The sequence below is a fragment of the Pseudomonas sp. R3-57 genome, from assembly GCF_051132065.1.
Classification (GTDB): Bacteria; Pseudomonadota; Gammaproteobacteria; order Pseudomonadales; family Pseudomonadaceae; genus Aquipseudomonas.
The window spans coordinates 932449-957271 of sequence record NZ_CP071655.1 but is presented as its reverse complement, the minus strand read 5'-3'; the positions used below and the strand labels follow the sequence as shown (position 1 = coordinate 957271).

General features: G+C 59.9%; 27 protein-coding genes. 7 read left to right on the top strand and 20 right to left on the bottom strand.

The features are described from left to right. Positions 1-7 precede the first annotated feature (7 nt). Genes J3P93_RS04445 through J3P93_RS04435 form a run of 3 tightly spaced genes read right to left on the bottom strand, consistent with a single transcriptional unit; the run spans position 8 to position 1637 of the window. Positions 8-721 carry a PilW family protein gene (locus J3P93_RS04445; protein ID WP_434595427.1) on the bottom strand — a complete coding sequence of 238 codons (714 nt, stop codon included), beginning with the start codon at positions 719-721 and terminating at the stop codon, positions 8-10. After that, positions 718-1167 carry a type IV pilus modification protein PilV gene (pilV, locus tag J3P93_RS04440; RefSeq protein ID WP_434595424.1) on the bottom strand — a complete coding sequence of 150 codons (450 nt, stop codon included), beginning with the start codon at positions 1165-1167 and terminating at the stop codon, positions 718-720. The genes J3P93_RS04445 and pilV overlap by 4 nt, the downstream gene beginning before the upstream one ends. Beyond that, positions 1164-1637 carry a GspH/FimT family pseudopilin gene (locus J3P93_RS04435; protein WP_434595422.1) on the bottom strand — a complete coding sequence of 158 codons (474 nt, stop codon included), beginning with the start codon at positions 1635-1637 and terminating at the stop codon, positions 1164-1166. Before J3P93_RS04435 ends, pilV begins: the two co-directional genes overlap by 4 nt. 130 nt (positions 1638-1767) lie before the next feature. Here J3P93_RS04435 and J3P93_RS04430 point away from each other — a divergent pair, with 130 nt between their 5' ends. After that, on the top strand, positions 1768-2322 hold the full coding sequence (locus J3P93_RS04430; RefSeq protein WP_434595419.1) for a GspH/FimT family pseudopilin: 555 nt from the start codon (positions 1768-1770) through the stop codon (positions 2320-2322). Here J3P93_RS04430 and ispH read toward each other — a convergent pair. From ispH to murJ, 6 genes are all read right to left on the bottom strand, one after another. Next, entirely contained in the window at positions 2294-3238 is a 945-nt protein-coding gene (gene ispH, locus J3P93_RS04425) for a 4-hydroxy-3-methylbut-2-enyl diphosphate reductase (protein WP_434595416.1), read from the bottom strand. The genes J3P93_RS04430 and ispH overlap by 29 nt on opposite strands. A gap of 135 nt (positions 3239-3373) precedes the next feature. Beyond that, a complete protein-coding gene (gene fkpB, locus J3P93_RS04420; RefSeq protein ID WP_090286424.1) occupies positions 3374-3826 on the bottom strand; it encodes an FKBP-type peptidyl-prolyl cis-trans isomerase in 453 nt (150 codons plus the stop codon). Next, the gene (lspA, locus tag J3P93_RS04415; protein WP_434595413.1) at positions 3819-4331 is read right to left on the bottom strand and encodes a signal peptidase II; all 513 of its coding nucleotides are present in this window, start codon (positions 4329-4331) and stop codon (positions 3819-3821) included. Before lspA ends, fkpB begins: the two co-directional genes overlap by 8 nt. After that, entirely contained in the window at positions 4324-7155 is a 2832-nt protein-coding gene (gene ileS / locus J3P93_RS04410; RefSeq protein ID WP_434595410.1) for an isoleucine--tRNA ligase, read from the bottom strand. Before ileS ends, lspA begins: the two co-directional genes overlap by 8 nt. A gap of 13 nt (positions 7156-7168) precedes the next feature. After that, entirely contained in the window at positions 7169-8107 is a 939-nt protein-coding gene (ribF, locus tag J3P93_RS04405) for a bifunctional riboflavin kinase/FAD synthetase (protein WP_434595408.1), read from the bottom strand. A gap of 129 nt (positions 8108-8236) precedes the next feature. Further along, positions 8237-9775 (bottom strand): murein biosynthesis integral membrane protein MurJ, encoded by a 1539-nt coding sequence (murJ, locus tag J3P93_RS04400; RefSeq protein ID WP_434595405.1) that lies wholly within the window; start codon positions 9773-9775, stop codon positions 8237-8239. Between the two features lie 252 nt (positions 9776-10027). Here murJ and rpsT point away from each other — a divergent pair, with 252 nt between their 5' ends. Further along, positions 10028-10300 carry a 30S ribosomal protein S20 gene (rpsT, locus tag J3P93_RS04395; RefSeq protein ID WP_003228351.1) on the top strand — a complete coding sequence of 91 codons (273 nt, stop codon included), beginning with the start codon at positions 10028-10030 and terminating at the stop codon, positions 10298-10300. A gap of 125 nt (positions 10301-10425) precedes the next feature. On the opposite strand, the gene J3P93_RS04390 is transcribed toward rpsT, so the two are convergent. Next, the gene (locus J3P93_RS04390) at positions 10426-11172 is read right to left on the bottom strand and encodes an NADPH-dependent F420 reductase (RefSeq protein ID WP_434595401.1); all 747 of its coding nucleotides are present in this window, start codon (positions 11170-11172) and stop codon (positions 10426-10428) included. Positions 11173-11274: 102 nt separating this feature from the next. On the opposite strand from J3P93_RS04390, the gene J3P93_RS04385 reads away from it, so the two are divergent. Next, complete coding sequence (locus J3P93_RS04385) at positions 11275-11628, top strand: winged helix-turn-helix transcriptional regulator (RefSeq protein ID WP_434595398.1); 354 nt, start codon at positions 11275-11277, stop codon at positions 11626-11628. A gap of 102 nt (positions 11629-11730) precedes the next feature. Here J3P93_RS04385 and J3P93_RS04380 read toward each other — a convergent pair whose 3' ends face one another. The 5 genes from J3P93_RS04380 to rplU form a co-directional block, all read right to left on the bottom strand. Further along, complete coding sequence (locus J3P93_RS04380) at positions 11731-12198, bottom strand: CreA family protein (protein ID WP_166216509.1); 468 nt, start codon at positions 12196-12198, stop codon at positions 11731-11733. 10 nt (positions 12199-12208) lie between these two features. Further along, the gene (gene proB / locus J3P93_RS04375; RefSeq protein WP_434595394.1) at positions 12209-13327 is read right to left on the bottom strand and encodes a glutamate 5-kinase; all 1119 of its coding nucleotides are present in this window, start codon (positions 13325-13327) and stop codon (positions 12209-12211) included. 137 nt (positions 13328-13464) lie between these two features. Beyond that, positions 13465-14688: an Obg family GTPase CgtA gene (gene cgtA, locus J3P93_RS04370; RefSeq protein WP_090286443.1), complete on the bottom strand. Its 1224-nt coding sequence runs from the start codon at positions 14686-14688 to the stop codon at positions 13465-13467. Between the two features lie 193 nt (positions 14689-14881). Next, positions 14882-15139: a 50S ribosomal protein L27 gene (gene rpmA / locus J3P93_RS04365; protein ID WP_016773121.1), complete on the bottom strand. Its 258-nt coding sequence runs from the start codon at positions 15137-15139 to the stop codon at positions 14882-14884. 35 nt (positions 15140-15174) lie between these two features. Continuing rightward, the gene (gene rplU, locus J3P93_RS04360; protein WP_007924746.1) at positions 15175-15486 is read right to left on the bottom strand and encodes a 50S ribosomal protein L21; all 312 of its coding nucleotides are present in this window, start codon (positions 15484-15486) and stop codon (positions 15175-15177) included. Positions 15487-15727: 241 nt separating this feature from the next. On the opposite strand from rplU, the gene J3P93_RS04355 reads away from it, so the two are divergent. From J3P93_RS04355 to J3P93_RS04345, 3 genes are all read left to right on the top strand, one after another. Further along, positions 15728-16696: a polyprenyl synthetase family protein gene (locus J3P93_RS04355; protein WP_090286445.1), complete on the top strand. Its 969-nt coding sequence runs from the start codon at positions 15728-15730 to the stop codon at positions 16694-16696. A 209-nt stretch (positions 16697-16905) separates the two neighbouring features. Then, entirely contained in the window at positions 16906-17247 is a 342-nt protein-coding gene (locus J3P93_RS04350; RefSeq protein WP_090286447.1) for a zinc ribbon domain-containing protein YjdM, read from the top strand. 192 nt (positions 17248-17439) lie between these two features. Continuing rightward, the gene (locus J3P93_RS04345) at positions 17440-17697 is read left to right on the top strand and encodes a PA4570 family protein (protein ID WP_090286449.1); all 258 of its coding nucleotides are present in this window, start codon (positions 17440-17442) and stop codon (positions 17695-17697) included. 136 nt (positions 17698-17833) lie between these two features. Here the strand turns inward: J3P93_RS04345 and J3P93_RS04340 are convergent, their stop codons facing one another. From J3P93_RS04340 to J3P93_RS04330, 3 genes are all read right to left on the bottom strand, one after another. Next, positions 17834-18451 (bottom strand): FKBP-type peptidyl-prolyl cis-trans isomerase, encoded by a 618-nt coding sequence (locus J3P93_RS04340; RefSeq protein ID WP_093098187.1) that lies wholly within the window; start codon positions 18449-18451, stop codon positions 17834-17836. A gap of 122 nt (positions 18452-18573) precedes the next feature. Further along, positions 18574-18879, bottom strand: a complete 306-nt coding sequence (locus J3P93_RS04335; protein ID WP_434595385.1) for a DUF6482 family protein — start codon at positions 18877-18879, stop codon at positions 18574-18576. 132 nt (positions 18880-19011) lie between these two features. Then, positions 19012-19500, bottom strand: a complete 489-nt coding sequence (locus J3P93_RS04330; RefSeq protein WP_090286455.1) for a TIGR00645 family protein — start codon at positions 19498-19500, stop codon at positions 19012-19014. Between the two features lie 162 nt (positions 19501-19662). Here J3P93_RS04330 and J3P93_RS04325 point away from each other — a divergent pair, with 162 nt between their 5' ends. Continuing rightward, positions 19663-21492, top strand: a complete 1830-nt coding sequence (locus J3P93_RS04325; protein ID WP_434595383.1) for a hypothetical protein — start codon at positions 19663-19665, stop codon at positions 21490-21492. Here the strand turns inward: J3P93_RS04325 and J3P93_RS04320 are convergent. Then, on the bottom strand, positions 21489-21809 hold the full coding sequence (locus tag J3P93_RS04320) for a hypothetical protein (RefSeq protein WP_090286459.1): 321 nt from the start codon (positions 21807-21809) through the stop codon (positions 21489-21491). The genes J3P93_RS04325 and J3P93_RS04320 overlap by 4 nt on opposite strands. Positions 21810-22132: 323 nt before the next feature. Next, positions 22133-24571 carry a Lon protease family protein gene (locus J3P93_RS04315; RefSeq protein ID WP_434595381.1) on the bottom strand — a complete coding sequence of 813 codons (2439 nt, stop codon included), beginning with the start codon at positions 24569-24571 and terminating at the stop codon, positions 22133-22135. Positions 24572-24823 lie beyond the last annotated feature (252 nt).

Below are 24823 nucleotides of genomic sequence, written 5' to 3'. Positions count from 1 at the left end.
CACCCCCTCACTGCAAGCGGTTGCGCAAGGCGGCAACCACGTTGAAGGTTTGACTGGCGACCCTATTGTTCGGATCGGTGAGGGTCAGGCTAAGGCGCACACTGCGGATCCGCGCGGCATCGCTGGGGTTGGCACTGTAAGTCGACGCCGCGATATCCGTGGCTGAACTGGCCAGCCCGAACATCACATTGAATGCGCTGACGTTATTCACCAGTACCTGTTGCGTCGGGTTGCCACTACCGGTGCCCATCAGGATCTGATTATTGCTGAAGCTATAGATCAACCGCCGAATCGGGAACGCGATCTGCCCGCTGGCTGCGGTTCGTAATCCGGTGTAGGCGACGGCGCTGTTGCGGCAATCGGAAAGCACCGTCCAGGTCGGTGTACCGCCGGCGTTGCCGACGTCGGCGGTGACCAGGGTCAGTTTCAGGTTGGCATTGTCCCAACTGATCGGCGCGAGTTGCGCCCCGTTGAAATCGCCGGTGCTGCTGGAGTCGGTGATGGTGCCGAGACAACCGAACATGCCGACCATGCGGATTTCCTGAATCATCTTGCTCAACACGAAGCGCGCGTCTTCCTGCATCGCGGCGGCGCTGTTCTGGCTGACGTAAGTGTTTTTTGCGGCGATGAAAATCTGCACCACGCCGAGTACCACGATCAGGCCCAACGCCAGGGCGACCAGCAATTCGATCAGGCCGAAACCCAGTTGCCGACGCTTCATGGCGACACCACCGGATCGACCGCGGCGCGGCTGCTGAGGACGAAGCTACGCGCAGCGCTAGCAGTGTTGGCGGCGCGCGCGTCGTTCCAGGTGATGGTGATGGTGTACACGCGTTGATTGCGGGTGATGCTGCCCGTGGCGGTCGGGCCGCCGAAGCTGGCAATGTTGGTGGTGAAATCGTAGAGATCCTGATCCCGCGCCACCGACAGATTGCCCGATGTCGGCGGCGTGGCGGTGTAATCGGCGGCGGAATTGGCGCGGATGCGGTCCATCATGTCGTAGGCGATGAAACTGGCCTGGCTGGTCATCCGCGAGCTGTCGGTGTACTTCAGCGCATTCAGTTGCACTGCCGCTGCGCCCAGCAAGCCGACCGTCAGAATCAACAACGCGACCAGCACCTCGATCAGCGTCATCCCTCGCTGCGTCCGTTGACTCCCTGCCCTCATCCGCAATTTCCACCCAGTTGAATTCTTCCATTCAGACACACGTTCAGCGTCCTGCTTTGCGTACCCAGCGTGTAACCGATGACCACCGCCGTCGACGGTGCCGCCAGACCGCCGAGATTATTGAAATCCAGCGCAGTCACTCCTGAGGGTAGCGTCAGAGTCGCGCCGCTGCTCATCGCTGGAACAACCCGTAATACATTGGCCGGATTGCCAGTACTGTCGTAGACCGCCAGTTCACCGGTCCAGGCGCTGCCGCCAGCCGTCGGGCGCAAGCGTGTGGTGACCCCACGGTTGATCGCCTCAAGGCGGGCAAAGTTGATCGCCCGTTGCAGATCGCCCATCTCGGTATCGGCCTTGCTGCCCTGTATCGAACGGGTAAAAGCCGGGACCGCCAACGTGATCAAAACCAGAAACACGGCGATCGCTACCAGCAACTCGATCAGCGTGAAACCTTTTGTACGAAGATCCATCGATGCCCTCCGTTGCCGTCGGCTATACCTGCTTCTACACGCTAGAACATTCAGCCGACCTGTGTCGGTTGATTTGCCCTGCCCGGCGCACGGAGCGCGCCATCCATCACGTTCCACGGAGGGAGTCTTCATGTCACAACACGGTTTCAGCCTGATCGAATTGCTTATGGGACTGGCGATCGGCGCAATTGTTCTGCTGCTGGTCAGCCCCGCGCTTGCCAGTCTCAAAGAATCCAATCGCCGCGATCAGGCGGCGCAGTCATTATTCGAGGGCATCCGTCACGCCCGCAGTCTGGCCATCACGCGCAATCAAAGCGTGGTGATTCATGGCATCAACGGCGACTGGAGTCAGGGCTGGCGGATCATTCTCGATATCAGCGGCAAAGGGCCGGTGGACAGCCGTAATCCGCTGCTGGCGGAACAGGCGAGTGAAGCACGGGTGCCGATTGTCGGCAATTGGGCGGTAAGGTGTTATGTGCGTTTCAGCAGTCTGGGGCAACCGCTGATGCCCGGGCGGGCGTTTCAGGCAGGGACATTACACGTCTGCTCGATGCACGAGCCGGTCAGCCAGCAGCAGATTGTGTTGGCCGCGACCGGTCGCGTGCGCCTGAGCCGCGCGAAGGCGGAACAGGCGCTGTGTCAAAAAGCCGAGCGGGTCAGATCGAACGCACGCGCAGCTCTTTAGGCATCGAGAAGGTGATGTTCTCTTCGCGCCCGGCCAGTTCATCGGAGCCGGTGGCGCCCCAGGCCTGCAATTGCTGGATCACGCCGCGCACCAGCACTTCCGGGGCAGAGGCACCGGCGGTGATGCCGATACGCCCGACGCCATCGAACCAGCTCTTTTGCAGGTCTTCGGCGCCGTCGATCAGGTAGGCCGGGGTGGCCATGCGTTCGGCGAGTTCGCGCAGACGATTGGAGTTGGAGCTGTTCGGGCTGCCGACCACCAGCACCACGTCGCATTCGTCAGCCAATTGCTTGACCGCGTCCTGACGGTTCTGCGTGGCGTAGCAGATGTCGTCCTTGCGCGGACCGCCAATTGCCGGAAAACGTGTGCGCAAGGCGTCGATAACGCGACTGGTGTCGTCCATCGACAGGGTCGTCTGGGTGACGAACGCGAGTTTTTCCGGGTTGCGCACCTGCAGTTCGGCCACGTCTTGCTCGTCTTCGACGAGGTAGATCGCGCCGCCATTGCTGCCGTCGTACTGGCCCATGGTGCCTTCGACCTCCGGATGCCCGGCGTGGCCGATCAGGATGCACTCACGGCCATCGCGACTGTATTTGGCGACTTCGATATGCACCTTGGTCACCAGCGGACAGGTGGCGTCGAAAACTTTCAGGCCACGGCCGGCGGCTTCATTGCGCACGGCCTGGGAAACCCCGTGAGCACTGAAGATCACGATTACGTCGTCCGGCACTTGATCGAGTTCCTCGACGAAAATCGCGCCACGGCTGCGCAGGTCCTCGACGACGAACTTGTTGTGCACCACTTCATGACGCACGTAGATCGGCGGCCCGAAAACCTCGAGTGCGCGGTTGACGATTTCGATCGCCCGGTCCACGCCGGCGCAGAAGCCACGGGGGTTGGCGAGTTTGATTTGCATGCTGTGCCTCGTGTCTTGCGCGCAAAAGCTATGAGAAACCATTCTAGGAGTGAGCCTGCTCGCGATGGCGGTATGTCAGTCAACACCAACGTTGAATGTCAGGCACCCATCGCGAGCAGGCTCACTCCTACATTTTCAGATCGCTTTGACGGAAATGATTTCCACGTCAAAGGTCAATGTCTTGCCGGACAGCGGGTGGTTGAAGTCGACGGTCACTTGCGCGTCGTCGAACTCTTTTACCACGCCCGGCAGTTCAGTATTGGCCGCATCGTTGAAGATCACCAACAGGCCCGGCGACAGTTCCATGTCGGCGAACTGCGAACGCGGGATGACCTGGACGTTTTGCGGGTTCGGCTGGCCGAAGGCGTTTTCCGGCTCGACGGTCAGCGTGCGCTTGTCGCCGGCCTTGAAGCCGAACAGCGCCGCTTCGAATCCCGGCAGCAGGTTGCCATCGCCGACCTTGAAGGTCGCCGGGGCTTTGTCGAACGTGCTGTCGACGGTGTCGCCGTTTTCCAGACGCAGTGCGAAATGCAAAGTGACTTCCGTGTTCTGGCCGATGCGTTGCTCAGCCGATACCTGTTCAGTCATGAGCGGTCTCTTCGGTTTTCTTCGGTTTGAACATGTCCAGCGCCAGCATGATCGCACCAACAGTGATCGCGCTGTCGGCGAAGTTGAACGCCGGGAAGTACCAGCGGTTCTGCCAGTGCACCAGAATGAAGTCGATCACATGGCCCAGGGCGATGCGGTCGTACAGATTGCCCAGCGCGCCGCCCAACACCAGCGCCAGCGCGATGGCCAGCCAGGTGTCGTTGCGGCCCAGGCGCTTGAGCCAGACCACCAGCACACAGCTGACCACGATGGCGATCAGGGCGAACAGCCAGCGCTGCCAGCCGGAACTGTCGGCCAGGAAGCTGAATGCCGCGCCGGTGTTGTAGGCCAAAGTCCAGCTGAACAGATCGGGAATGATCACGATCTGCTGGAACATCTCGAGCTTGCCTTCGAAGTAGAACTTGCTGGCCTGGTCGATTACCAGTACCAGCAGGCTCAACCACAGCCAGCTCAACCGTCCGAAACGGCCAATGGCATCAGGCATAGTGACGAACCTCGCCAGTGCCGCTGATGTTGTCGACGCAACGACCGCAGATTTCCGGATGCTCCGGGTCCACGCCGACGTCTTCGCGGCAGTGCCAGCAACGGGCGCACTTCGGGAAGGCCGATTTGACGATCTTCAGTTTCAGACCGCTGACTTCGGTGGCGACCGCGTCCGCCGGTGCCTGAACAAACGGCGCAACGCTGGCGGTCGACGTGATCAACACGAAGCGCAGTTCGTTGCTGAGTTTTTCCAGATCGGCGCTCAGCGCGTCTTCGGCGTACAGCGTCACTTCGGCCTGCAGGTTGCCACCGACGGCTTTGGCCGCGCGCTGGATTTCCATTTCCTTGTTGACCGCTGCCTTGACCGCCATCACACGGTCCCAGTATTCGCGGCCCAGCTCGACGTTGTCCGGCAGTTCCGTCAGGCCTTCGTACCAGGTATTGAGCATCACCGATTCGTTACGCTCGCCCGGCAGGTACTCCCACAGCTCGTCAGCGGTGAAGGCGAGGATCGGCGCGATCCAGCGCACCAGCGCTTCGGAGATGTGGAACAGCGCGGTTTGCGCCGAACGGCGGGCCTTGCTGTTGGCGCCAGTGGTGTACTGACGATCCTTGATGATGTCGAGGTAGAAACCGCCCAGCTCCTGCACGCAGAAGTTGTGGATCTTCGAGTAGACGTTCCAGAAACGGTATTCGCCGTAGTGCTCTTGCAGCTCGCGTTGCAGCAGCAAGGTGCGGTCGACCGCCCAACGATCCAGCGCGAGCATTTCTTCAGCCGGCAGGATGTCGGTGGCCGGGTTGAAGCCGCTCAGGTTGGAAAGCAGGAAGCGCGCAGTGTTACGGATACGACGATAGGCGTCGGCGCTGCGTTGCAGGATCTGGTCGGACACTGCCATTTCGCCGGAGTAATCGGTCGAAGCGACCCACAGACGCATGATGTCGGCGCCCAGGGTGTCGTTGACTTTCTGCGGCGCGATCACGTTGCCCAGCGACTTGGACATCTTGCGCCCGGCTTCGTCGACGGTGAAACCGTGAGTCAGCAGCTCGCGGTACGGCGCGTGGTTGTCGATGGCGCAGCCGGTCAGCAGCGACGAGTGGAACCAGCCGCGGTGCTGGTCGGAGCCTTCCAGGTACAGGTCGGCGCGCGGGCCGCTTTCGTGGCCCATCGGGTGCGAGCCGCGCAGGACGTGCCAGTGCGTGGTGCCCGAATCGAACCAGACGTCGAGGGTGTCGCTGATCTTGTCGTACAGCGGCGCTTCATCGCCAAGCAGTTCGGCCGCGTCCATCTTGAACCAGGCTTCGATGCCTTCGACTTCGACGCGCTTGGCCACTTCTTCCATCAGCTCGACGGTGCGCGGGTGCAGCTCGCCGCTTTCCTTGTTGAGGAAGAACGGGATCGGCACACCCCAGTTGCGCTGACGCGAGATGCACCAGTCCGGACGGTTGGCGATCATCGAGTGCAGACGCGCCTGGCCCCAGGCCGGCACGAATGTGGTGTCTTCGATGGCCTTGAGCGAACGCACGCGCAGGGTGTCACCGCTGGTGGGCTCTTTGTCCATGCCGATGAACCACTGCGCGGTAGCGCGGTAGATCAGCGGGGTCTTGTGGCGCCAGCAGTGCATGTAGCTGTGCTCGATGACCGTGGTGTGCATCAGCGCACCGACTTCGGTCAGCTTGTCGACGATCGCCGGGTTGGCCTTCCAGATGAACTGGCCGCCGAAGAATTCCAGCGACGGCACGTACACGCCGTTGCTCTGCACCGGATTGAGGATGTCGTCGTTGACCATGCCGTATTTCTTGCAGGTCACGAAGTCGTCCACGCCGTAGGCCGGGGCGGAGTGAACCACGCCGGTGCCGGCGCCCAGTTCGACGTAGTCAGCCAGATACACCGGCGACAGACGGTCGTAAAACGGGTGACGGAAGTTGATCAGCTCCAGTTGTTTACCGGTGGTGGTGGCGATGACCGAGCCTTCGACGCCATAACGGGTCAGGCAGGCTTCAACCAGTTCCTCAGCCAGTACCAGCAGCTTGTCGCCGATATCCACCAGCGCGTAGTTGAATTCCGGGTGTACGTTCAGCGCCTGGTTGGCCGGGATGGTCCACGGGGTAGTGGTCCAGATCACGATCGCGGCAGGCTTGCTCAGCGACGACAGACCGAACGCGGCAGCCAGCTTGGCTTCGTCAGCGATCGGGAACGCGACGTCGATGGTCGAGGACTTCTTGTTCTCGTACTCGACTTCCGCTTCAGCCAGCGCCGAGCCGCAATCGAAGCACCAGTTCACCGGCTTGAGGCCCTTGAAGACGAAACCGCCCTTGACGATTTCGGCGAGGGCGCGGATTTCACCGGCCTCGTTCTTGAAATCCATGGTCTTGTACGGGTTGGCCCAATCGCCCAGCACGCCAAGCCGGATGAATTCGGACTTCTGCCCTTCGATCTGCTCGGTGGCGTAGGCACGGCACAGTTCGCGGGTCTTGTCCGCGCCCAGGTTCTTGCCGTGGGTCACTTCAACCTTGTGTTCGATCGGCAGGCCGTGGCAGTCCCAGCCCGGAACGTACGGCGCATCGAAGCCCGACAGGGTCTTCGAGCGGATGATCATGTCCTTGAGAATCTTGTTCAGTGCGTGACCGATGTGAATCGTGCCGTTGGCATACGGAGGGCCGTCATGCAGAACGAACTTCGGACGATCCTTGCCAATCTCGCGCAACTTTCCGTACAGGCCAATACTGTCCCAGCGCTGCAGGATCTGCGGTTCGCGCTGTGGCAGGCCGGCCTTCATTGGGAAGGCGGTGTCCGGAAGGTTTAGCGTGGCTTTATAGTCGGTCATTTAAGGCTCTTCATTAGCGATGGGCGCTAGGTGCGGCTAGTGCACGGGCGGCGGCGACATCCGCGTTGATCGCCGTTTTCAGTGCCTCCAGGGAGGCGAAACGCTGCTCTTCACGCAGCTTCTGGTGGAAAACCACCGTCAAACGCCGGTCATACAGATCGCCGGCAAAATCTAAAAGATGGACTTCGAGGTGGGCCTTGCCATCACCTTGTACCGTGGGCCGCACGCCAATATTGGCGACACCGGGCCAGGTCTTGCCGTCGATATCGACATTCACCAGATACGCCCCGGTGAACGGCACGCGACGACGCTTGAGTTGCACATTGGCAGTGGGCGTACCCAGTTGCCGGGCCAGTTTCTGGCCATGCAGCACACGACCGGCGATCCGGTACGGGCGGCCGAGCAAGCGTTCGGCCAAAGCGAAATCGGCCGCGGCGAGGGCGTTGCGCACTTGCGTGCTGCTGACGCGAATGCCGTCCAGCTCGACGGTTTGCGCGGCTTCGACGCTGAAACCGTGCATCTGCCCGGCCTGCAGCAGAAAATCGAAATCACCGAGGCGATCACAACCGAAACGGAAATCGTCACCGACCTCCAGATGCTGCACGCCGAGACCATCAACCAGAATGGTATCGACGAACTCGCTGGCACTGAGCTTGCTCAAGCGCTGGTTGAACGCCAGGCACAACACCCGGTCGACGCCTTCGGCAGCCAGCAATTGCAGCTTGTCACGCAAGCGGGCCAGACGCGCCGGCGCAGTCTCGGGGGCAAAGAACTCCCGTGGCTGCGGCTCGAAAATCACCACGCAGCTGGGTACGCCCAACTCGAGCGCACGCTCACGCAGCCGGGCCAGGATAGCCTGGTGACCACGGTGAACACCGTCAAAGTTGCCAATAGTGGCGACGCAGCCCCGATGCTGGGGGCGCAAGTTGTGGAGGCCTCGAACCAGCTGCATAACGCGCTTCTTGCTCATAAAGTGGTCGATTATAACCACACCCGACGGCCGACGACAGGCAACACCGTAACGCAAAGTGATCGAGCCGACAAAACTGCCGGCCCACGCCTGTGGATAAAGGCTGAAACCTCAGCTCAAGGCCTTGCGATTGAAGTCACGCAGACGGAAACCGAGCAGCAGCAAGATGCCGAAATAGGCCACCACGCCAGCAACCACCAGAGCGCCAAGACGCAGGAAGCGCTCTAGCATGTGCCCCTCATCCCATGCCGGCATGAAATGCATGCCCGCCAGCAATACCGCCGACATGACCGTGACCGCCACAACCAGCTTGAAACCGAACTTGCCCCAGCCCGGCTGCGGCTGATACATCTTCTGCTTGCGCAATTGATAGAACAGCAGCCCGGCATTCAGGCAGGCCCCGGCACTGATCGCCAGCGCCAGACCGGCATGGGCCAACGGACCGATCAATACCAGGTTGAACAACTGCGTACAGACCAGGGTGAAGATGGCGATTTTCACCGGCGTGCGAATGTTCTGTTGCGCATAAAAGCCCGGCGCCAGCACTTTGATCACGATGATCCCCAGCAAGCCGACCGAATAGGCAATCAATGCACGCTGGGTCATTTCAGCGTCGAAGCCGCTGAACTGGCCGTACTGGAACAGCGAAACCGTCAGCGGCTCGGCGAGAATCCCCAGTGCCAGCGCGCACGGCAGCACCAGCACGAAGCATAAGCGCAGGCCCCAGTCGAGGATCCGTGAATATTCGTGGCGATCCTTGTTGGCGTAGGTCTTTGCCAGCGTCGGCAACAGGATCGTACCGAGCGCCACGCCGAGCACACCGGAAGGCAATTCCATCAAACGGTCGGCGTAATACATCCACGACACGGAGCCAGCGACCAGAAACGAGGCGAAAATCGTGTTGATGATCAGCGAAATCTGGCTGACCGAAACCCCGAGAATCGCCGGCAGCATCTGCTTCATTACCCGCCACACGCCGGTATCGCGCAGGTTCAGGCGCGGCAGCACGAGCATGCCGATCTTTTTCAGGTGCGGCAGTTGATAGAGCAACTGCGCCAGACCGCCGACCAGCACCGCCCAGCCAAGGGCCATGACCGGCGGATCGAAGTACGGCGTCAGAAACAACGCAAACACGATCATGCTGACGTTGAGCAGCGTCGGCACGAACGCCGGCACGGAAAAACGGTTCCACGTATTGAGGATGGCGCCGGCCAGCGAGGACAACGAGATCAGCAATATATAAGGAAAGGTCACCCGCAGCAGATCGGAGGTGAGCTGGAATTTTTCCGGCGTATCGGTAAAACCCGGCGCCGTCGCCCAGATCACCCAAGGCGCAGCGAGCATACCTAACGCCGTGACCAGCGCCAGCACCAGGGTCAGCAGGCCGGTCACGTAGGCAATGAACGTCCGCGTCGCCTCTTCGCCCTTCTGACTTTTGTATTCGGCGAGAATCGGCACGAAAGCCTGGGAAAATGCGCCCTCGGCAAAGATCCGCCGCAACAGGTTGGGCAGTTTGAACGCAATAAAAAAGGCGTCCGTGGCCATTCCGGCGCCGAATATGCGCGCGATCAACGTGTCCCGTACAAAACCCAGAACCCGGGAAAGCATGGTGATAGAGCTGACCGCGGCCAGCGATTTGAGCAGATTCATTGAGAGAATGGGTGCCTGTCGATAAACAGCAGGCGAACAATGCGCCTACTTGTGCGATACTCCGCGCCGCAACAGCACAGAGCCAAAGCTCGCGAGTTTACAGGTCAAGCGCCGGAAATAAATATCCCGCCTCTTTATACCTACCACTTAGCGGAACGATTCAAGTGCCCTTGACAAGACAAGTCTTCATCGGCATGATTCGCGGCCTATTTTGTTTGCTATTTCCTAAAAAGTCTTTCGAGGAGCTCGACGGTGGCCAACTCACCTTCCGCCAAAAAACGTGCAAAACAGGCTGAGAAGCGTCGCAGCCACAACGCCAGCCTGCGTTCCATGGTTCGCACCTACATCAAGAATGTAGTTAAAGCCATCGACGCAAAAGACGCTGAAAAAGCTCAAGCTGCATACGTTCTGGCTGTGCCAGTTATCGACCGCATGGCCGATAAAGGCATCATCCACAAGAACAAGGCTGCTCGTCATAAGAGCCGTCTGAATGGCCACGTCAAAGCGCTGAAAGAAGCTGCTTAATCGACGTAGTCATTAAAAAACCGACCTCAGGGTCGGTTTTTTATTGCCTGTGATTTGACCAGCTTCGCGAGCGAGGCAGCGCCGAGCCCTCAAAGAGCCAGGCGCCACTACGCACCCGACTAGCGTCAATCCAGCGGATTGAAAGAACGATTCATCGCCACGACGTCGTCATGGCTCGGGTTCGGACCGAGCAACTGGAAGTGCCGGGGCAATTCATCTCGCAAGGCCGGCGCCTGCCCTTTCACCGCCAACGCCAGAGCCCTGCGCATGGCTTGCGCGTCATAGTCACAGCAATAGCACGGCGTGCACGGCTGCTGCCGCCAGGACTCGTCAAGCGTACCGCCATCAACTGGATCAAAACCGACCTGATCAACCAGGGACATCACCGTCTCTTTGGCCTTTGGATCATCCCCCGCTACGGCCGCCGCCAAGCGACCCTCAACACCTTGCGCACGCCCCAGCTCAGCCAAGGTATAGGCCAGCAGGTTGTTAAAAGCCTTGATCACAGGACGGCCGATTTGCCGGGTGACCCAGATGCTTTCCGTCATTCCCTGATCGATTGCCTCAATCTTCGGATCGCGCAAACCGGGGTAGTAATTACTGGTATCGACGATCGGGACGCCAGCAGGCACAGAAGCAAACAGATCGGCAGGCAATGCGCTTAACGCCGGCAGCGGTATCGACAATACGATCACATCCGCGCCGTCTACCGCACCCCGAATATCCACAGGCTCGACGCCGATCTCTTCAGCGAACGCACGCACGCCGTCAACGCCTCTAGAGTTCGCCACACGAATCTCATGACCAGCAGCTTTAAGCTTGCGCGCGAGAACACCGCCGATATTGCCGGTGCCGATGATGCCGATTTTCATGACTCAACCCCTCTTCAATGATTAGCTGCACCGATGTTAGGGGGCTGGTGAGATAATGGTAAGTACCGACCAAAAGGGGGGTAACTCACCTGCGAGGAAGAAATGGACCGAGAATGGAACTGCGAAGACCCGCAAAATCGAAAGAACTGGGCCGAGGCAACGACTGAGACGCTGCGCGTACTGGAGGGAAAATGGAAAATCATCATCCTCTGCCAGCTGTTCGCGGCAAAGGGTGCGCTGCGCTTCTCGGACCTGGAAAAACTGATCGAAGGGATCAACCAGAAGATGCTGATCCAGCAACTCAAGCAACTGGAAAAGGACGGCATTGTGCTGCGCACGGTGTACCCGCAGGTGCCACCCAAGGTGGAATATCAGCTCACGCCCATCGGCCAGGCGCTTGGGCCGTCGATCCAGGCGTTGATCGAATGGGCAGAGATGCGCCGCGATCAGCGCTGAGCGCTTCAGGCTGCAATTGCTCAAATCCAAATGCCAGAATGCAGCGAGCCGGTCCGCAAAAGATTGCCGGACCGGCTCGCACACCGTTTGGGTTTGCAGCGCTTACTGCTGGACCGGCACCCACGGCAGGATCGGAATCGCGGTCACGGCATTCTGCGGACTGCCCTCGATCAAGCGATCGCTGTAGACCAGGTACACCAGCGTGTTGCGCTTCTTGTCGAGGAAGCGCACCACCTGCATGGTCTTGAACACCAGCGAAGTGCGCTCCTTGAACACCTCGTCGCCATCCTTCAGTTCACCCTTGAACTTGATTGGCCCCACCTGCCGGCAAGCGATCGACGCTTCCGCGCGATCTTCGGCCAGGCCTAGACCGCCCTTCACACCACCAGTCTTGGCGCGCGACAGGTAGCAGGTCACGCCTTCGACCTTGGGATCATCAAAGGCTTCGACCACAATGCGGTCGTTCGGACCGACGAACTTGAACACCGTCGATACCTGACCGATTTCTTCGGCCGATGCCAGCAATGGCAGCGCCATCAGCAGACCCAACAATCCTTTCGCTACGCGCATCGAGTTTTCCTTAAACCAGAATCAGGTTGTCACGGTGAACCAGCTCAGGCTCCGCCATGTAACCAAGCAAACCGACAATCGCATCCGACGACTGACCGATGATTTTTTGTGCCTCCAGCGCGCTGTAGTTGGCCAGGCCGCGGGCGATCTCACGACCGTCCGGCGCCACGCAGACCACCATCTCACCGCGACGAAAGCTGCCCTGCACCAGCTTGACGCCCACCGGCAGCAGACTCTTGTTGCCTTGTGACAGCGCCGATACTGCACCATCATCCAGCACCAGCGTGCCGCGGGTTTGCAGGTGCCCGGCCAGCCACTGCTTGCGTGCCGCGAGCATGCCGCGCTCAGGCGACAGCAAGGTGCCGATGCGCTCGCCGGCCTTCAGGCGATCGAGCACTCGCTCCAGGCGCCCACCGACAATGATCGTGTGCGCACCGGAACGCGCCGCCAGCCGCGCCGCGCGCAGCTTGGTCTGCATGCCGCCACGCCCCAGCGCACCACCGGTGCCGCCCGCGACCGCGTCGAGGCTCGGATCATCGGCGCGCGCCTCGAAGATCATCTGCGCATCAGGGTTGTTGCGCGGATCGGCGTCGAACATGCCATCGCGATCGGTGAGGATCACCAGCAGATCCGCTTCGACCAGATTGGCCACCAGCGCCGCCAGCGTGTCGTTGTCGCCAAAACGGATTTCGTCAGTGACCACGGTGTCGTTTTCGTTGATCACCGGGATGACTTTCAGCTCGACCAACGCGCGCAACGTGCTGCGGGCATTCAGGTAGCGCTTGCGATCAGACAGGTCATCGTGAGTCAGGAGGATCTGCGCGGTGTGCCGGTCATGCTCGGCAAAGCTTGACTCCCACGCCTGCACCAAGCCCATCTGACCGATTGCCGCGGCCGCCTGAAGCTCGTGCATCGCACTGGGTCGCGCAGTCCAGCCCAAACGACTCATGCCGGCCGCTACCGCCCCGGAGGACACCAGCACCAACTCGACGCCAGCCTCATGCAAGGCCACCATCTGCTCGACCCAGACACTCATTGCCGCGCGATCGAGCCCTTTGCCATCCGCCGTCAGCAAAGCGCTGCCGATCTTCACGACCCAACGCTGCGCACCTGTCACCTTGCTCCGCATCATCTTCAACCTTAGCTTGAGGGCAGCACGACCTGGCACCACCCATGACGTTAATCGTGGCTATTGCTGACCAACGATCGATTTCCAGACACTAAAACGCCGCTCGATTGAGCGGCGCTTAAGTTTACTGCAACGAATCAGTCACGCACGTAAATGATTTCCGGACCGTCTTCGTCATCCACATCTTCTTCGTCCCAGTCATCGTCGCCGATGTCATGGACCGATTTCACGCCGCTGCGACGCAGCGCACGCTTGTCATCCAGCGCCTGCAGTTGCGCACGCGCTTCGTCTTCGATGCGCTGATCGAGATCGGCCAGCTCTTCCTTGTAGGCCGGGTCATTGGCCAGGCGATCGGCACGATCTTCCATGTAACGCATGATGTCGTGGCACAGACGCTCGGTACCGATCTTGGCGATGGCCGAAATCACGTACACCGGACCAGTCCACTCGAGGCGGTCGACGATTTCCTTGACCCGAGCGTCGTGCTCTTCTTCAAGGATCTGGTCGCACTTGTTCAGCACCAGCCAGCGATCACGCTCGGCCAGCGACGGGCTGAACTTGATCAGCTCGTTGACGATCACTTCAGCCGCGTCCGGAGCACTGGAGTCATCCAGCGGCGCCATGTCGACGAGGTGCAGCAGCAGACGCGTACGCGCCAGGTGCTTGAGGAAGCGAATGCCCAGACCGGCGCCGTCGGAAGCGCCTTCGATCAGACCCGGAATGTCGGCAACGACGAAGCTTTTCCAGCGGTCGACGCTGACCACACCCAGGTTCGGCACCAGCGTGGTGAACGGGTAATCGGCGACTTTCGGCTTGGCGGCCGAGACCGAACGGATAAAGGTACTTTTACCGGCGTTCGGCAAACCCAGCAGACCGACGTCGGCCAGCACTTTCATTTCCAGTTTCAGGTCGCGCTGCTCGCCCGGCTTGCCCGGTGTGGTCTGGCGCGGCGCACGGTTGGTACTGGATTTGAAACGGGTGTTGCCCAGACCGTGCCAGCCGCCCTGCACCACCATCAGTTTCTGACCGGCCTTGGTCAGGTCGCCAATGACTTCCTGAGTAGCGGAGTCGATCACCGTGGTGCCGACCGGCACGCGCAGGATCAGGTCCTCGCCCTTCTTGCCGGTGCAGTCGGTGCTGCCGCCGTTGGAGCCACGCTCGGCATCGAAGTGCCGGGTGTAACGGTAGTCGACCAGGGTGTTGAGGTTTTCGTCGGCCATCATGTAGATGGAACCGCCATCACCGCCATCACCACCGTTCGGGCCACCGTTTTCAATGAATTTTTCCCGACGGAAACTCATGGCGCCATTGCCGCCATCACCAGCCTTTACGCGAATCGATACTTCATCAACAAACTTCATAACCAACGCCTCTCGCCGTACGGACGAGCCGAAAAACAATCAAGACATAAGACTCTTGCAAAAATGAGCGCAGCGACCCCAAGACACGACCTGCATCGCACGCCGACAGCCCATACAAACAGCTTTGCAAGAGACTCACCCCACAAACGAAAAAGCCCCGTCGCAAGACAGGGCTTCTCCAGCGATCTCGCGATTAAGCCGCGATTACGCTCACGTAACGACGACCGAAGGCGCCCTTTACTTCGAACTTGATCACGCCTTCGATTTTAGCGAAGAGAGTGTGATCCTTACCCATGCCAACGCCGTAGCCAGCGTGGAATTGGGTGCCGCGCTGACGCACGATGATGTTGCCGGCCTTGATGACCTGGCCGCCATACATCTTCACGCCAAGGCGTTTGGCTTCTGAGTCGCGACCGTTACGGGTACTACCACCAGCTTTTTTGTGTGCCATGAGTTCAATTCTCCTAGTGAGGAATTAGGCTGTAATTAAGCCTGAATACCGGTGATTTTGATCTCGGTGAACCACTGGCGGTGGCCCATACGCTTCATGTGGTGCTTACGACGACGGAACTTGATGATGCGGACTTTATCGTGACGACCTTGGGAGATCACTTCAGCCTTGACGGTTGCGCCAGCAACAACTGGTGCGCCGATGTTCACGTCGTCGCCATTGGCGACCAGCAGAACGCGATCAAAAGTCACGGATTCGCCAGTAGCGATTTCCAGTTTTTCGATCTTCAGGTATTCACCTTCAGCGACCTTGTATTGCTTACCGCCGGTAACGATTACTGCGTACATGGTATTTCTCCGATAATCCTGCTCACCCAGCTCTTTATAAGAAGAGGTATTGGCTGGCATGGCTGCATGGGGCTGGAACGGCCCAAGTGCAATTGCGTAAGGCAGGTGCTGCCCAGGAAGTTCAGGGTGCGCGATTGTACGCAAGCCGCACCAGGCTTGCAAGTAGCCGTCTATCGCGCCTTGACAGGTCTGGGTGGGGGTCCTAGCATGCCGCGCAACCCTTCTGGAGCGACTCTCGCTGATGCAACCCCAAGCTTTCTACCGCGCGGTGGCGGACGATTTTAGCGCCGTCGACGGCATCATCAAGAAGCAGCTGACTTCCCGAGTACCGCTGGTATCGAAAATCGGCGATTACATCACCTCGGCTGGCGGCAAGCGTCTGCGTCCTTTATTAGTGTTGCTGTGTGGCAAGGCCCTGGGTCGCGAAGGCGACGACATGCGTCTGCTGGCCGCCACCATCGAATTCCTGCACACCGCGACCCTGCTGCATGACGACGTGGTCGACATGTCCGGCATGCGTCGTGGCCGTTCGACCGCCAACGCCATGTGGGGCAACGCCCCGAGCGTGCTGGTCGGCGATTTCCTGTACTCGCGCTCGTTCGAAATGATGGTCGAACTGGGCTCGATGCCGGTGATGAAGATCCTGTCCCAGGCCACGCGCATCATCGCCGAGGGCGAAGTGTTGCAACTGTCCAAGGTGCGTGACGCCAGCACCACCGAAGAAACCTACATGGAAGTCATCCGCGGCAAGACCGCGATGCTCTTCGAAGCCTCGACTCACAGCGCCGCCGCACTGGCCGGTGCCACCGCCGAGCAGAGCGAAGCCCTGCGCACCTTCGGCGATCATCTGGGTGTGGCCTTCCAGCTGGTCGATGACCTGCTGGATTACAAGGGCGACGCCGAGACTCTAGGCAAGAACGTTGGTGATGATCTGGCCGAAGGCAAACCGACCCTGCCGTTGATCTACACGATGCGCGAAGGCACGCCGGAACAGGCTGCACTGGTGCGCCAGGCGATCCAGAAAGGCGGGATCGAAGACCTGGAAAGCATCCGCATCGCCGTGGAAGCTTCCGGTTCGCTGGAGTACACCGCGCAACTGGCCCGCGATTACGTGGCCCGTGCGATCACCTGCCTCGAGGCGCTGCCAGCCAGCGAATACCGCGATGCGCTGGTGGAACTGAGCGAGTTTGCGGTCGCCCGCACGCACTGATTGATCCCCTGTGGGAGCGACGGTGCGACGATTCGACCTGCTCGCAAAAGCGGTCTGTCAGATGACAATGTTGTCTGAAAAGCCGCCTTCGCGAGCAGGTCGAATCGTCGCACCGTCGCTCCCACAGTTGTTTCTGGCTTATGCCCTGCCGAGCGTAAAACCCTATACAATGTGCGCCCTTTTATCCTCCTGATACCCAAGGAACCTTAGTGAGCACGTTGCCACCCTGCCCGAAATGCAATTCCGAATACACCTACGAAGACGGTACGCAACTGGTCTGCCCTGAGTGCGCCCACGAGTGGTCTGCCGGCGGCGAAGCCGAAGTGGCGTCCACGGATGACGTGAAGAAAGATTCGGTCGGCAACGTCCTGCAGGACGGCGACACCATCACCGTGATCAAGGACCTCAAGGTCAAGGGCACCTCCCTGGTCGTTAAGGTCGGCACCAAGGTCAAGAACATCCGCCTGTGCGATGGCGACCACGACATCGATTGCAAGATCGACGGCATCGGCCCGATGAAGCTCAAATCCGAGTTCGTCAGAAAAGTCTGAGCCTTGCGTCATCCATCCCGCGCCAGCCGTGGGATGGAGCTTCACCCTCTGCGCTGCGCCTCAAAGAAACATCAGTTTCGCCCCTTCGCGAGCAGGCTCACTCCCACACAAAGGTCATCATCCGCCAATAGGCACTTGCTATTTGACGAATAAGAATTATTCTCATTGAAACCTTTCAAGGAGAAACGACCCATGACTTATTTGATCGACGCCTGGCTGGATCGCCCGCACCCCTATCTCAGAATCCTCCATCGGGAAACCGGCGAAGTCTGTGCGGTGCTTGAAGAAGAAGCGTTGCATGAGCTGCAGGATCAAGGCGATCTGGACGTCAGCAGCCTCAATTCCAGCGAGCCGCTGGTGCTCAAGGAGCTGGTGCGCAACCTGTTCCTGTTCTGCTATGCCCGGGCCTTGCGCCCCAGCAGTGAACTGCACAACAAGATCGAACTATGAAACGCGGTAAAAACTGTAGGAGTGAGCCTGCTCGCGATGACGGATTTCCAGTCGACAATCGTGTTGACTGACACACCGCTTTCGCGAGCAGGCTCACTCCTACAGCGGTAAGCCCGCCATCAAGGCAGGCCCGGAATTACAGAACGTCCAGCAGCTCGACGTCGAACACCAGAACGCTGTGCGGCGGGATGCTGCCAACGCCTTGAGCGCCGTAAGCCAGTTCGCTTGGCACGTACAGGCGCCATTTGCTGCCGGCATTCATCAGTTGCAGGGCTTCGGTCCAGCCGGCGATCACGCCGCCGACCGGGAATTCTGCAGGCTGGCCGCGCTCGTAGGAGCTGTCGAACACAGTGCCGTCGATCAGCGTGCCGTGGTAGTGCGTACGCACCTGGTCTTCACGGGTCGGCTTGGCGCCGTCGCCCTGGGTCAGCACTTCGAACTGCAGGCCGGAAGCCAGAGTGGTGATGCCGTCACGCTTGGCGTTTTCTGCCAGGAAGGCCAAGCCTTCGCCAGCCGCGGCTTCAGCCTTGGCAGCCGCTTCGGCCTGCATGATTTCGCGGATCACCTTGAAGCTGGCGGACATCTCTTCCTGACCCACGCGGCTTTCCTTGCCAGCGAAGGCGTCGGTCAGGCCAGCCAGAATCGCGTCCAGGCTGACGCCCGGTGGCGGGTTGTCACGCAGCTGGTCACCCAGCTGACGGCCAATGCCGTAGCTGACGCGGGTTTCGTCGGTGGACAGATTTACTTCGGACATGACACTGCTCCGCTGTGCGGACGGCCACAAGACGTGCCGTGCGAGCACAGCGCGTCCCGGCGCGCCCGGAACCAAAAGGGCGAGCAGACTAGCACAGATGCCCCGGACGTGGGGCGCCAGGCCTACAGGGCCGAGCGAAAGGCGAGCGGCACCTTCAGGCTTTCATTGATGCCACCGCCCAGGCCGCACATTTCATCATGCACCGAGGTGTGCACCAGATTGAACGGCAGCACCGGAAAGGTCTGCAACATGTCTCGCGCATGCTCGATCGAGCGCAGACTCAATGTTTTACCGTGCCCGTCACGAAGCGGATGCGCCGCCCCGTGCATGCGCGCTTCCAGCAGATAGATCCCGCCCTCCATGGAAATCAGATTCAACTCATCGACCTTGCCGGCGATGGCGAACGCGTTCAGCTCTTGCAGGTTCATCGAACACCTCAAGCAGTGGCGAGCCAGAATCTACAGGGATAGGCTTGTACAGAACAAAGCACAAGGTATAAGCGAAGCCGCCCGTCTGTTTCACAACAGACGGGCGGCTTTTTTGCCTTGATCCACGGTTGATCAGTGCTTGGTGACCTTGTCCAGGTAACCCATGGCGAACGCCGAGATCACGAAGGTCATGTGAATGATCACGTACCACATCAGGTGCTCGGGATCGACGTTCTTGGCATCCATGAAGATGCGCAGCAAATGGATCGAGGAGATCGCCACGATCGACGCCGCGACTTTCATCTTCAGCGACGAAGAGTCCATGGTGCCAAGCCAGCTGAGCTTTTCCTTGCCTTCGTCGATGTCCAGTTGCGAGACGAAGTTCTCGTAGCCGGAAATCATCACCATTACCAGCAGGCCGCCGACCAGCGCCATGTCGATCAGCGACAGCAGCACCAGAATCAGTTCCGACTCGGCCATGGCGAAGACGTTGGGCAGGATATGCACGATTTCCTGGAAGAACTTCAATGCCAGCGCCAGCAAGCCAAGGGACAGGCCGATGTAGATCGGCGCCAGCAGCCAGCGCGTGGCGTACATTGCATTTTCGATAAAGCGTTCCATTGAATCTCACACAAGGGGGGCTGGAAGTGGCGGCGAGTATAGCAGCCACCTGTGACAGCCAGAAACCGCCCGTAAATCCGCCACCTGCGTGTGTGTGTCATTTGTTTTCTGCTAGTGTCCAAAGCATTGACAGCCCAGTGACCGTAGACAGGACGCGTGGAAATGGATGTGCGATTGCCGCTAACGACCGCCGAAATTTGCCTTGCCTTGCTGATCAGCGGTTGCTCGCCCGGCGATGAAAAACGCGTCGTCAACCTTGACGAAAAGACCGCCACCTTCGAACAGTCGCTGGACGCGATCAGCGATCCGAAGCTCAAGGATGCCATCACTGAACTCGGCGGCTCGCTGCTGTTGCTCGATCGCGCCCGACTCAAGCTCGACGACCTTGCGCCGCACACCGAATACGGCGAAGACGCTCTCGCCGTGCTCAAGCACTACCCTACCCCGCAGGCACTGGTCGATACGTTCATCAACGGCCTGTTCGTGCTGCACAAGGATGCCAGTTCCGATTACCTCACCGACCTGCAGCCGGTGTTCCCCTTCAACCTGAACATTCCCGGCGGCTTCCTGTTTCCGCATGCCATCGAATGGCGCTCGGTGACGCTCAGCAACAAACGCGTAATCGCCTTTCAGCCGGAATGGTCGGAAACCGATCCCGGCATTCAGCTCAGCCCGTCCAGCTCCAACGTCACCAACCCCGACGACCTGACCGTGACCTACCCGTTCATCGACGGCCTGAATGTCGACAAGAAAACCCTGCCGCAACCGGTCAGCCTGCAAGGCCAGGTCGAAGTCATCGCGCCGCGGCGCCTGTACAGTTTCGACCTGACGCAGAAAGACGTCGGCCAGACCCGCAGCAACGACAACCTCAGCGTCAAATTGCTGAAGCTTGAAAACAACTACGCCGAGGTCGAAGTCAGCAACAACCTGCCGCTGGCCGCGGAAGTGGCCGAGACTCGCCTCAATCCGCTGATCGTCCAGGCCCGCGACGCCAGCGGGCAATATCTGGTGCGCGCCGGCTCGATCAACGAAAGCCCGGAACAGGTGGCGTTTTACCAAAAACAACTGGCGCAATTGCAGCAGCAGAAGACCTGGAGCGACAGCCTGGAAAAACAGCTCAGCGACGACCAGCAAGCGTTCGAGAAGGAGCATCCACGTCGCTACAACAAGGTGTATTTCCACGGCCCGATCGAAACGCTGGAAGTCAGTGTGCTGGACTTTTCTTCAGCAACGGTCACGCGCAAAGACCTGAACCTGCCAGTTCGCACCTTCACTCCGCATACCACGGCCAAAGCCGTGCAGCCGCTGGACCTGCCGGTCGTGGTTTACGACGATCTCGCCGCCAACTGGCTCAAAGGCGCGACGCTGACCGAGGAGCAACTGAAGGCTGGCGTGCGTATTCATCAATCGGTGGAGGAGCCGAGTGGCGCGCGCATCGAGTTCTCGCACCGCCGCAGCTTCAATGATGAATTGCTCGGCGACGAACTCAATCCTGGCGTCAGCCCGGTCACGTTCTTTACTGAAAAGCGTGGCGGCAAACTCGACGAACCGATCGAACTGCCGCCCGAGGCGTATCAGGTCGACCCGTTGCAAGCGACCATCACCTACGACCTCAATCTGTTCCCGGAGACACCGGCGATTGCGGTCGGCTCGATGCCGCTGTTTCTCGCCACGGTGAACAAGCAGAGTTACGACGCCAAGTCTTTGCCCAAAGGCCTGGCGATCAAAGACAACACGCTAGTGGTCGATCAGAAACTGTTCGCCCAGAATGAATGGCGCTTTTACGTCAAGGACGACAGCGGTCATTACCTGAAGCAGATTCTCTCGGTCAGCCATGACGCCAGTGCAGAGGGCCCGGCGCTGCTAGGCGTGCATTATTTCTATGGCCGCCCGACACACGTGGAGACCTATCAGCGAACCGACCTCAGCACCGTGCAGTACGGTTTCGAGGTCAAGCTCGACAAGGCGCCATTGCCGCCAACCGCGCCTTAGCTGTTGAGACTGCGCCCACGCCCGCCGTTGATCTGGCGCAACTGGGCCTGCAAATGCAGGCTCCAGATCTGCGGATCGTCGGCCAGTTCATAACCATGCAAGGTCAGGCTTTCGACGATCGTGTCGAGAATCGACTCGGCCGCCACCGGGCCATGGAAAGGGCCCTGGGCCTTGATCGCAGAAGGTTGTTCGCCCGCCATGCCGGCGGCGAAGAGCAATGTCCACATGCCGTTATCGCCGGCCAGCGGCTTGACGGCGCATTCGATCCGGGTCACGAGACCCAGGCATTGACGGGTGAGGCAGAGGTTGCGCGACATGGCGGCGACCCTCGGTAAAGCCGGTATTCAGCCCCCACGGGAGGACTGGCTCGATCCAGTGATACTGTCGATATCCTTGACCTGAGAATAGAAGAAAAGTGTCCCTCGCAAGCCGAATGGAACCAGAAGGCGCCGAATGGTCATTGTGTGAATATTGACGTCAGAGTCGTGACACATTTGCCGAAGATCGATGCAAATCCTAATCTTGAAAACAAATGTAGGAGTGAGCCTGCTCGCGATGGCGGCGGGTCAGGCAACATCTTTGCCGACTGACACTGCGCCATCGCGAGCAGGCTCACTCCTACAGTTTGACCGCGCTTGGCTTAAGCCGGTTTGGCTTCGGCGAGAGCCTCCTGCGCCAGTTCCTTCTCGGCTTCTTTCAGATCCTCTTCGCTGATCATCTCGGCAATATCACGCAGACGCTCCACCACTCGCGCGTTGATGCTGCCTTCCGGGAATTGCCCATCCTCATTCGGCTCACCGGCCGGTTCGCCGACCAGCAGGCTCAGCGCTTCATCGGCCTGACGCACCGCGTAAACATGGAACTGCCCGGCCCGTACCGCCGCGAGCACTTTTTCGTCGAGCATCAGCGTGGCGACGTTGGCCTGCGGAATGATCGCGCCCTGCTCGCCGGTCAGTCCGCGTGCTTCGCACAGGCGGAAGAAGCCTTCGATCTTCTCGTTGACCCCGCCGACCGCCTGCACTTCGCCGAACTGGTTGATCGAACCGGTGATCGCAAAGCACTGCTTGAGTGGAGTTTTCGACAATGCCGAAATCAGCGTGCACGCCTCGCCCAGCGACGCACTGTCGCCATCGACGTAACCGTAGGATTGCTCCAGCGCGATGCTAGCGGAAATCGCCAGCGGGAATTCCTGCGCGTAACGGCTGCCCAGATAACCGGTGAGAATCATCACGCCCTTGGAGTGGATCGGCTGGCCGAGGTTGACCTCACGCTCGATGTCGACAATGCCGCTGCCGCCCGGGTACACCGTGGCGGAAATTCGCGCCGGCACGCCGAACGCCGAGTCGCCGACTTCAAGCACGGTCAGCCCGTTGCACTTGCCGACTGCCGCGCCATCGGTGTCGATCAGGATGATCCCGGCGAGCATGTCGTCGAGAATCCGCGCCGACACCCGACCGGTGCGGGTGGCCTTGGCTTTCAGGGCTCGCTCGATGTGCCCGGCATCGGTCATTTCATCACCAGCCAGATGACGAATGAAATCCGCCTCGCTGACCAGTTGAAACAGATCGCCGATACGCGCCGACAAGCGCCCCTGGTGTTCGGCCAGCCGCGCACTGTAGGTCGCCAGACGCGCCACCGCATCGGCAGTGAGCGGCGCCATGCCTTCTTCCGAAGTGCGGGTTTTCAGCAGTTGGGCGAACTGCTCGAGGCTCTCGTCGACCATCGGGATGTCTTCGTCGAAGTCGACCAGCACGCGGAACATTTCCTGGAAGTCCGGATCGAGGTCTTGCAGCGTGTAGTACAGCTGCCGCGCGCCAATGATGATGACTTTGACCTGCAGCGGAATGTGCTGCGGGTTCAGGGTCACCGTGGCGAAACGGCCCATCTCGCCCAGCGGTGATTCCATTTTCAGTTTGCGCGATTGCAGCGCGCGTTTGAGCGCATCCCACACGAACGGCTCGCTGAGCATTTTTTCCGCTTCAAGAATCAGGAAACCGCCGTTGGCGCGGTGCAAAGCGCCCGAGCGCAACTGCCGATAAGTGGTGTACAGCGCGCCCTGATCGGTGGTGTATTCGATACGGCCGAACAGGTTTTCGTAAGTCGGGTGCGGCTCGAACACCACTGGCGCACCGCCGCTGGCCGGATGGCCGACCACCAGGCTCGGCGCGTATTGCTCTTCGAGCAGCTTGCGCGCGACGGCGTCGGTCTTGCTGTCGTCGACCAGTTGCTCGACCACGGTTTTCAGCAGGTACACCTGCATCGCTTGCAGATAACCGCAGACCGCGGCGTTTTCCGCGTACTTCTCCGACAACGGCGCCAGCAATGGCTGCAAAGCCAGGGTGATGGTTTCTTCGTTGAGCTGGCGCAGTTGATTATTCGATTCGCGCTTCCACTGCGGCAGGCTGGCGAGTTCTTCGTTCAGGCGTTCTTCGAGGCCGGAAATATCATCATGAAAGCGCTCACGCTCGGCTTCCGGCAACTGGGCGAATTCGGCTTCGTCCAGCGCTTTGCCGTCCAGCATCGGCGTGAAGGCGATGTTGCTGCTGTCGCGATACAACGCGACGTCCTTTTCCAGGGCCAGTCGCTCAATGATGTCGAGGGCCTTGTCGTAGCGCTGATTGAAGGCGCGGTCGATGGCGCTTTTCTTCTGCTGGTAGGACGGGTGTTCGAACACGGCCGGAAAAGTCGCCAGCAGGTTGTCGATCAAGCCATTGATGTCACCGATGAAGGCGCCGGCGGTGCCCGATGGCAATTCCAGCGCACGCGGCTCGCGCGGCTCGTCGAAATTGTTGACGTAGACCCAGTCCGCCGGGGTCTGCAGGCGTTTGCCTTCGGCTTTCAGGTAGCGTTTGACGAACGAGAAACGGCCGGTGCCGGGTTCGCCCATGACGAATACGTTGTAACCGGGGCGTGGCATGGCCACACCGAACTGCAAGGCTTCGACCGCGCGTTCCTGGCCGAGCACACCGCGAAAGGGCTCCAGATCATTGGTGGTAGTGAAGCTGAACTGTTCAGCGGAAAACGGACGGGTCAGCGCTTCAGGCGCAAGACGCAAGCTGGCAGCAACAGAATCAGGCATCGGGCTTCCTTAACAATCGGGCGGGGCAGATAGCGGCATTCTGGCGCTGCCCGTGCCCCACTGGCAAGGCGCGCCACATGACAAAGCATAGACAACCGACCAGCCCGGTGGCGCGTCCCGTAAAACCGGGGTTTATTCCAAATATTTTGTAAAAAACCACGGAACCCCCGGAACGTGCCTAAACTCCAAACTGCGCGGCTGGAACTAATACTGGCCCACTGGCTATATTCGGCTCTGTTTCACGCAGCACCG

Excerpts from the sequence above, each read along its gene's own strand:
- ileS (WP_434595410.1), bottom strand. The coding sequence starts at position 7,155 with ATGACCGACTATAAAGCCACGCTAAACCTTCCGGACACCGCCTTCCCA.
- fkpB (WP_090286424.1), bottom strand. The coding sequence starts at position 3,826 with ATGACTGAACAGGTATCGGCTGAGCAACGCATCGGCCAGAACACGGAA.
- J3P93_RS04445 (WP_434595427.1), bottom strand. The coding sequence starts at position 721 with ATGAAGCGTCGGCAACTGGGTTTCGGCCTGATCGAATTGCTGGTCGCC.
- murJ (WP_434595405.1), bottom strand. The coding sequence starts at position 9,775 with ATGAATCTGCTCAAATCGCTGGCCGCGGTCAGCTCTATCACCATGCTT.
- proB (WP_434595394.1), bottom strand. The coding sequence starts at position 13,327 with ATGCGGAGCAAGGTGACAGGTGCGCAGCGTTGGGTCGTGAAGATCGGC.
- pilV (WP_434595424.1), bottom strand. The coding sequence starts at position 1,167 with ATGAGGGCAGGGAGTCAACGGACGCAGCGAGGGATGACGCTGATCGAG.
- J3P93_RS04385 (WP_434595398.1), top strand. The coding sequence starts at position 11,275 with ATGGACCGAGAATGGAACTGCGAAGACCCGCAAAATCGAAAGAACTGG.
- J3P93_RS04335 (WP_434595385.1), bottom strand. The coding sequence starts at position 18,879 with ATGAACCTGCAAGAGCTGAACGCGTTCGCCATCGCCGGCAAGGTCGAT.
- cgtA (WP_090286443.1), bottom strand. The coding sequence starts at position 14,688 with ATGAAGTTTGTTGATGAAGTATCGATTCGCGTAAAGGCTGGTGATGGC.
- J3P93_RS04390 (WP_434595401.1), bottom strand. The coding sequence starts at position 11,172 with ATGAAAATCGGCATCATCGGCACCGGCAATATCGGCGGTGTTCTCGCG.
- J3P93_RS04345 (WP_090286449.1), top strand. The coding sequence starts at position 17,440 with ATGACTTATTTGATCGACGCCTGGCTGGATCGCCCGCACCCCTATCTC.
- lspA (WP_434595413.1), bottom strand. The coding sequence starts at position 4,331 with ATGCCTGATGCCATTGGCCGTTTCGGACGGTTGAGCTGGCTGTGGTTG.
- J3P93_RS04330 (WP_090286455.1), bottom strand. The coding sequence starts at position 19,500 with ATGGAACGCTTTATCGAAAATGCAATGTACGCCACGCGCTGGCTGCTG.
- J3P93_RS04380 (WP_166216509.1), bottom strand. The coding sequence starts at position 12,198 with ATGCGCGTAGCGAAAGGATTGTTGGGTCTGCTGATGGCGCTGCCATTG.
- ispH (WP_434595416.1), bottom strand. The coding sequence starts at position 3,238 with ATGCAAATCAAACTCGCCAACCCCCGTGGCTTCTGCGCCGGCGTGGAC.
- rplU (WP_007924746.1), bottom strand. The coding sequence starts at position 15,486 with ATGTACGCAGTAATCGTTACCGGCGGTAAGCAATACAAGGTCGCTGAA.
- J3P93_RS04435 (WP_434595422.1), bottom strand. The coding sequence starts at position 1,637 with ATGGATCTTCGTACAAAAGGTTTCACGCTGATCGAGTTGCTGGTAGCG.
- J3P93_RS04325 (WP_434595383.1), top strand. The coding sequence starts at position 19,663 with ATGGATGTGCGATTGCCGCTAACGACCGCCGAAATTTGCCTTGCCTTG.
- ribF (WP_434595408.1), bottom strand. The coding sequence starts at position 8,107 with ATGCAGCTGGTTCGAGGCCTCCACAACTTGCGCCCCCAGCATCGGGGC.
- J3P93_RS04430 (WP_434595419.1), top strand. The coding sequence starts at position 1,768 with ATGTCACAACACGGTTTCAGCCTGATCGAATTGCTTATGGGACTGGCG.
- J3P93_RS04355 (WP_090286445.1), top strand. The coding sequence starts at position 15,728 with ATGCAACCCCAAGCTTTCTACCGCGCGGTGGCGGACGATTTTAGCGCC.
- J3P93_RS04315 (WP_434595381.1), bottom strand. The coding sequence starts at position 24,571 with ATGCCTGATTCTGTTGCTGCCAGCTTGCGTCTTGCGCCTGAAGCGCTG.
- J3P93_RS04320 (WP_090286459.1), bottom strand. The coding sequence starts at position 21,809 with ATGTCGCGCAACCTCTGCCTCACCCGTCAATGCCTGGGTCTCGTGACC.
- J3P93_RS04340 (WP_093098187.1), bottom strand. The coding sequence starts at position 18,451 with ATGTCCGAAGTAAATCTGTCCACCGACGAAACCCGCGTCAGCTACGGC.
- rpmA (WP_016773121.1), bottom strand. The coding sequence starts at position 15,139 with ATGGCACACAAAAAAGCTGGTGGTAGTACCCGTAACGGTCGCGACTCA.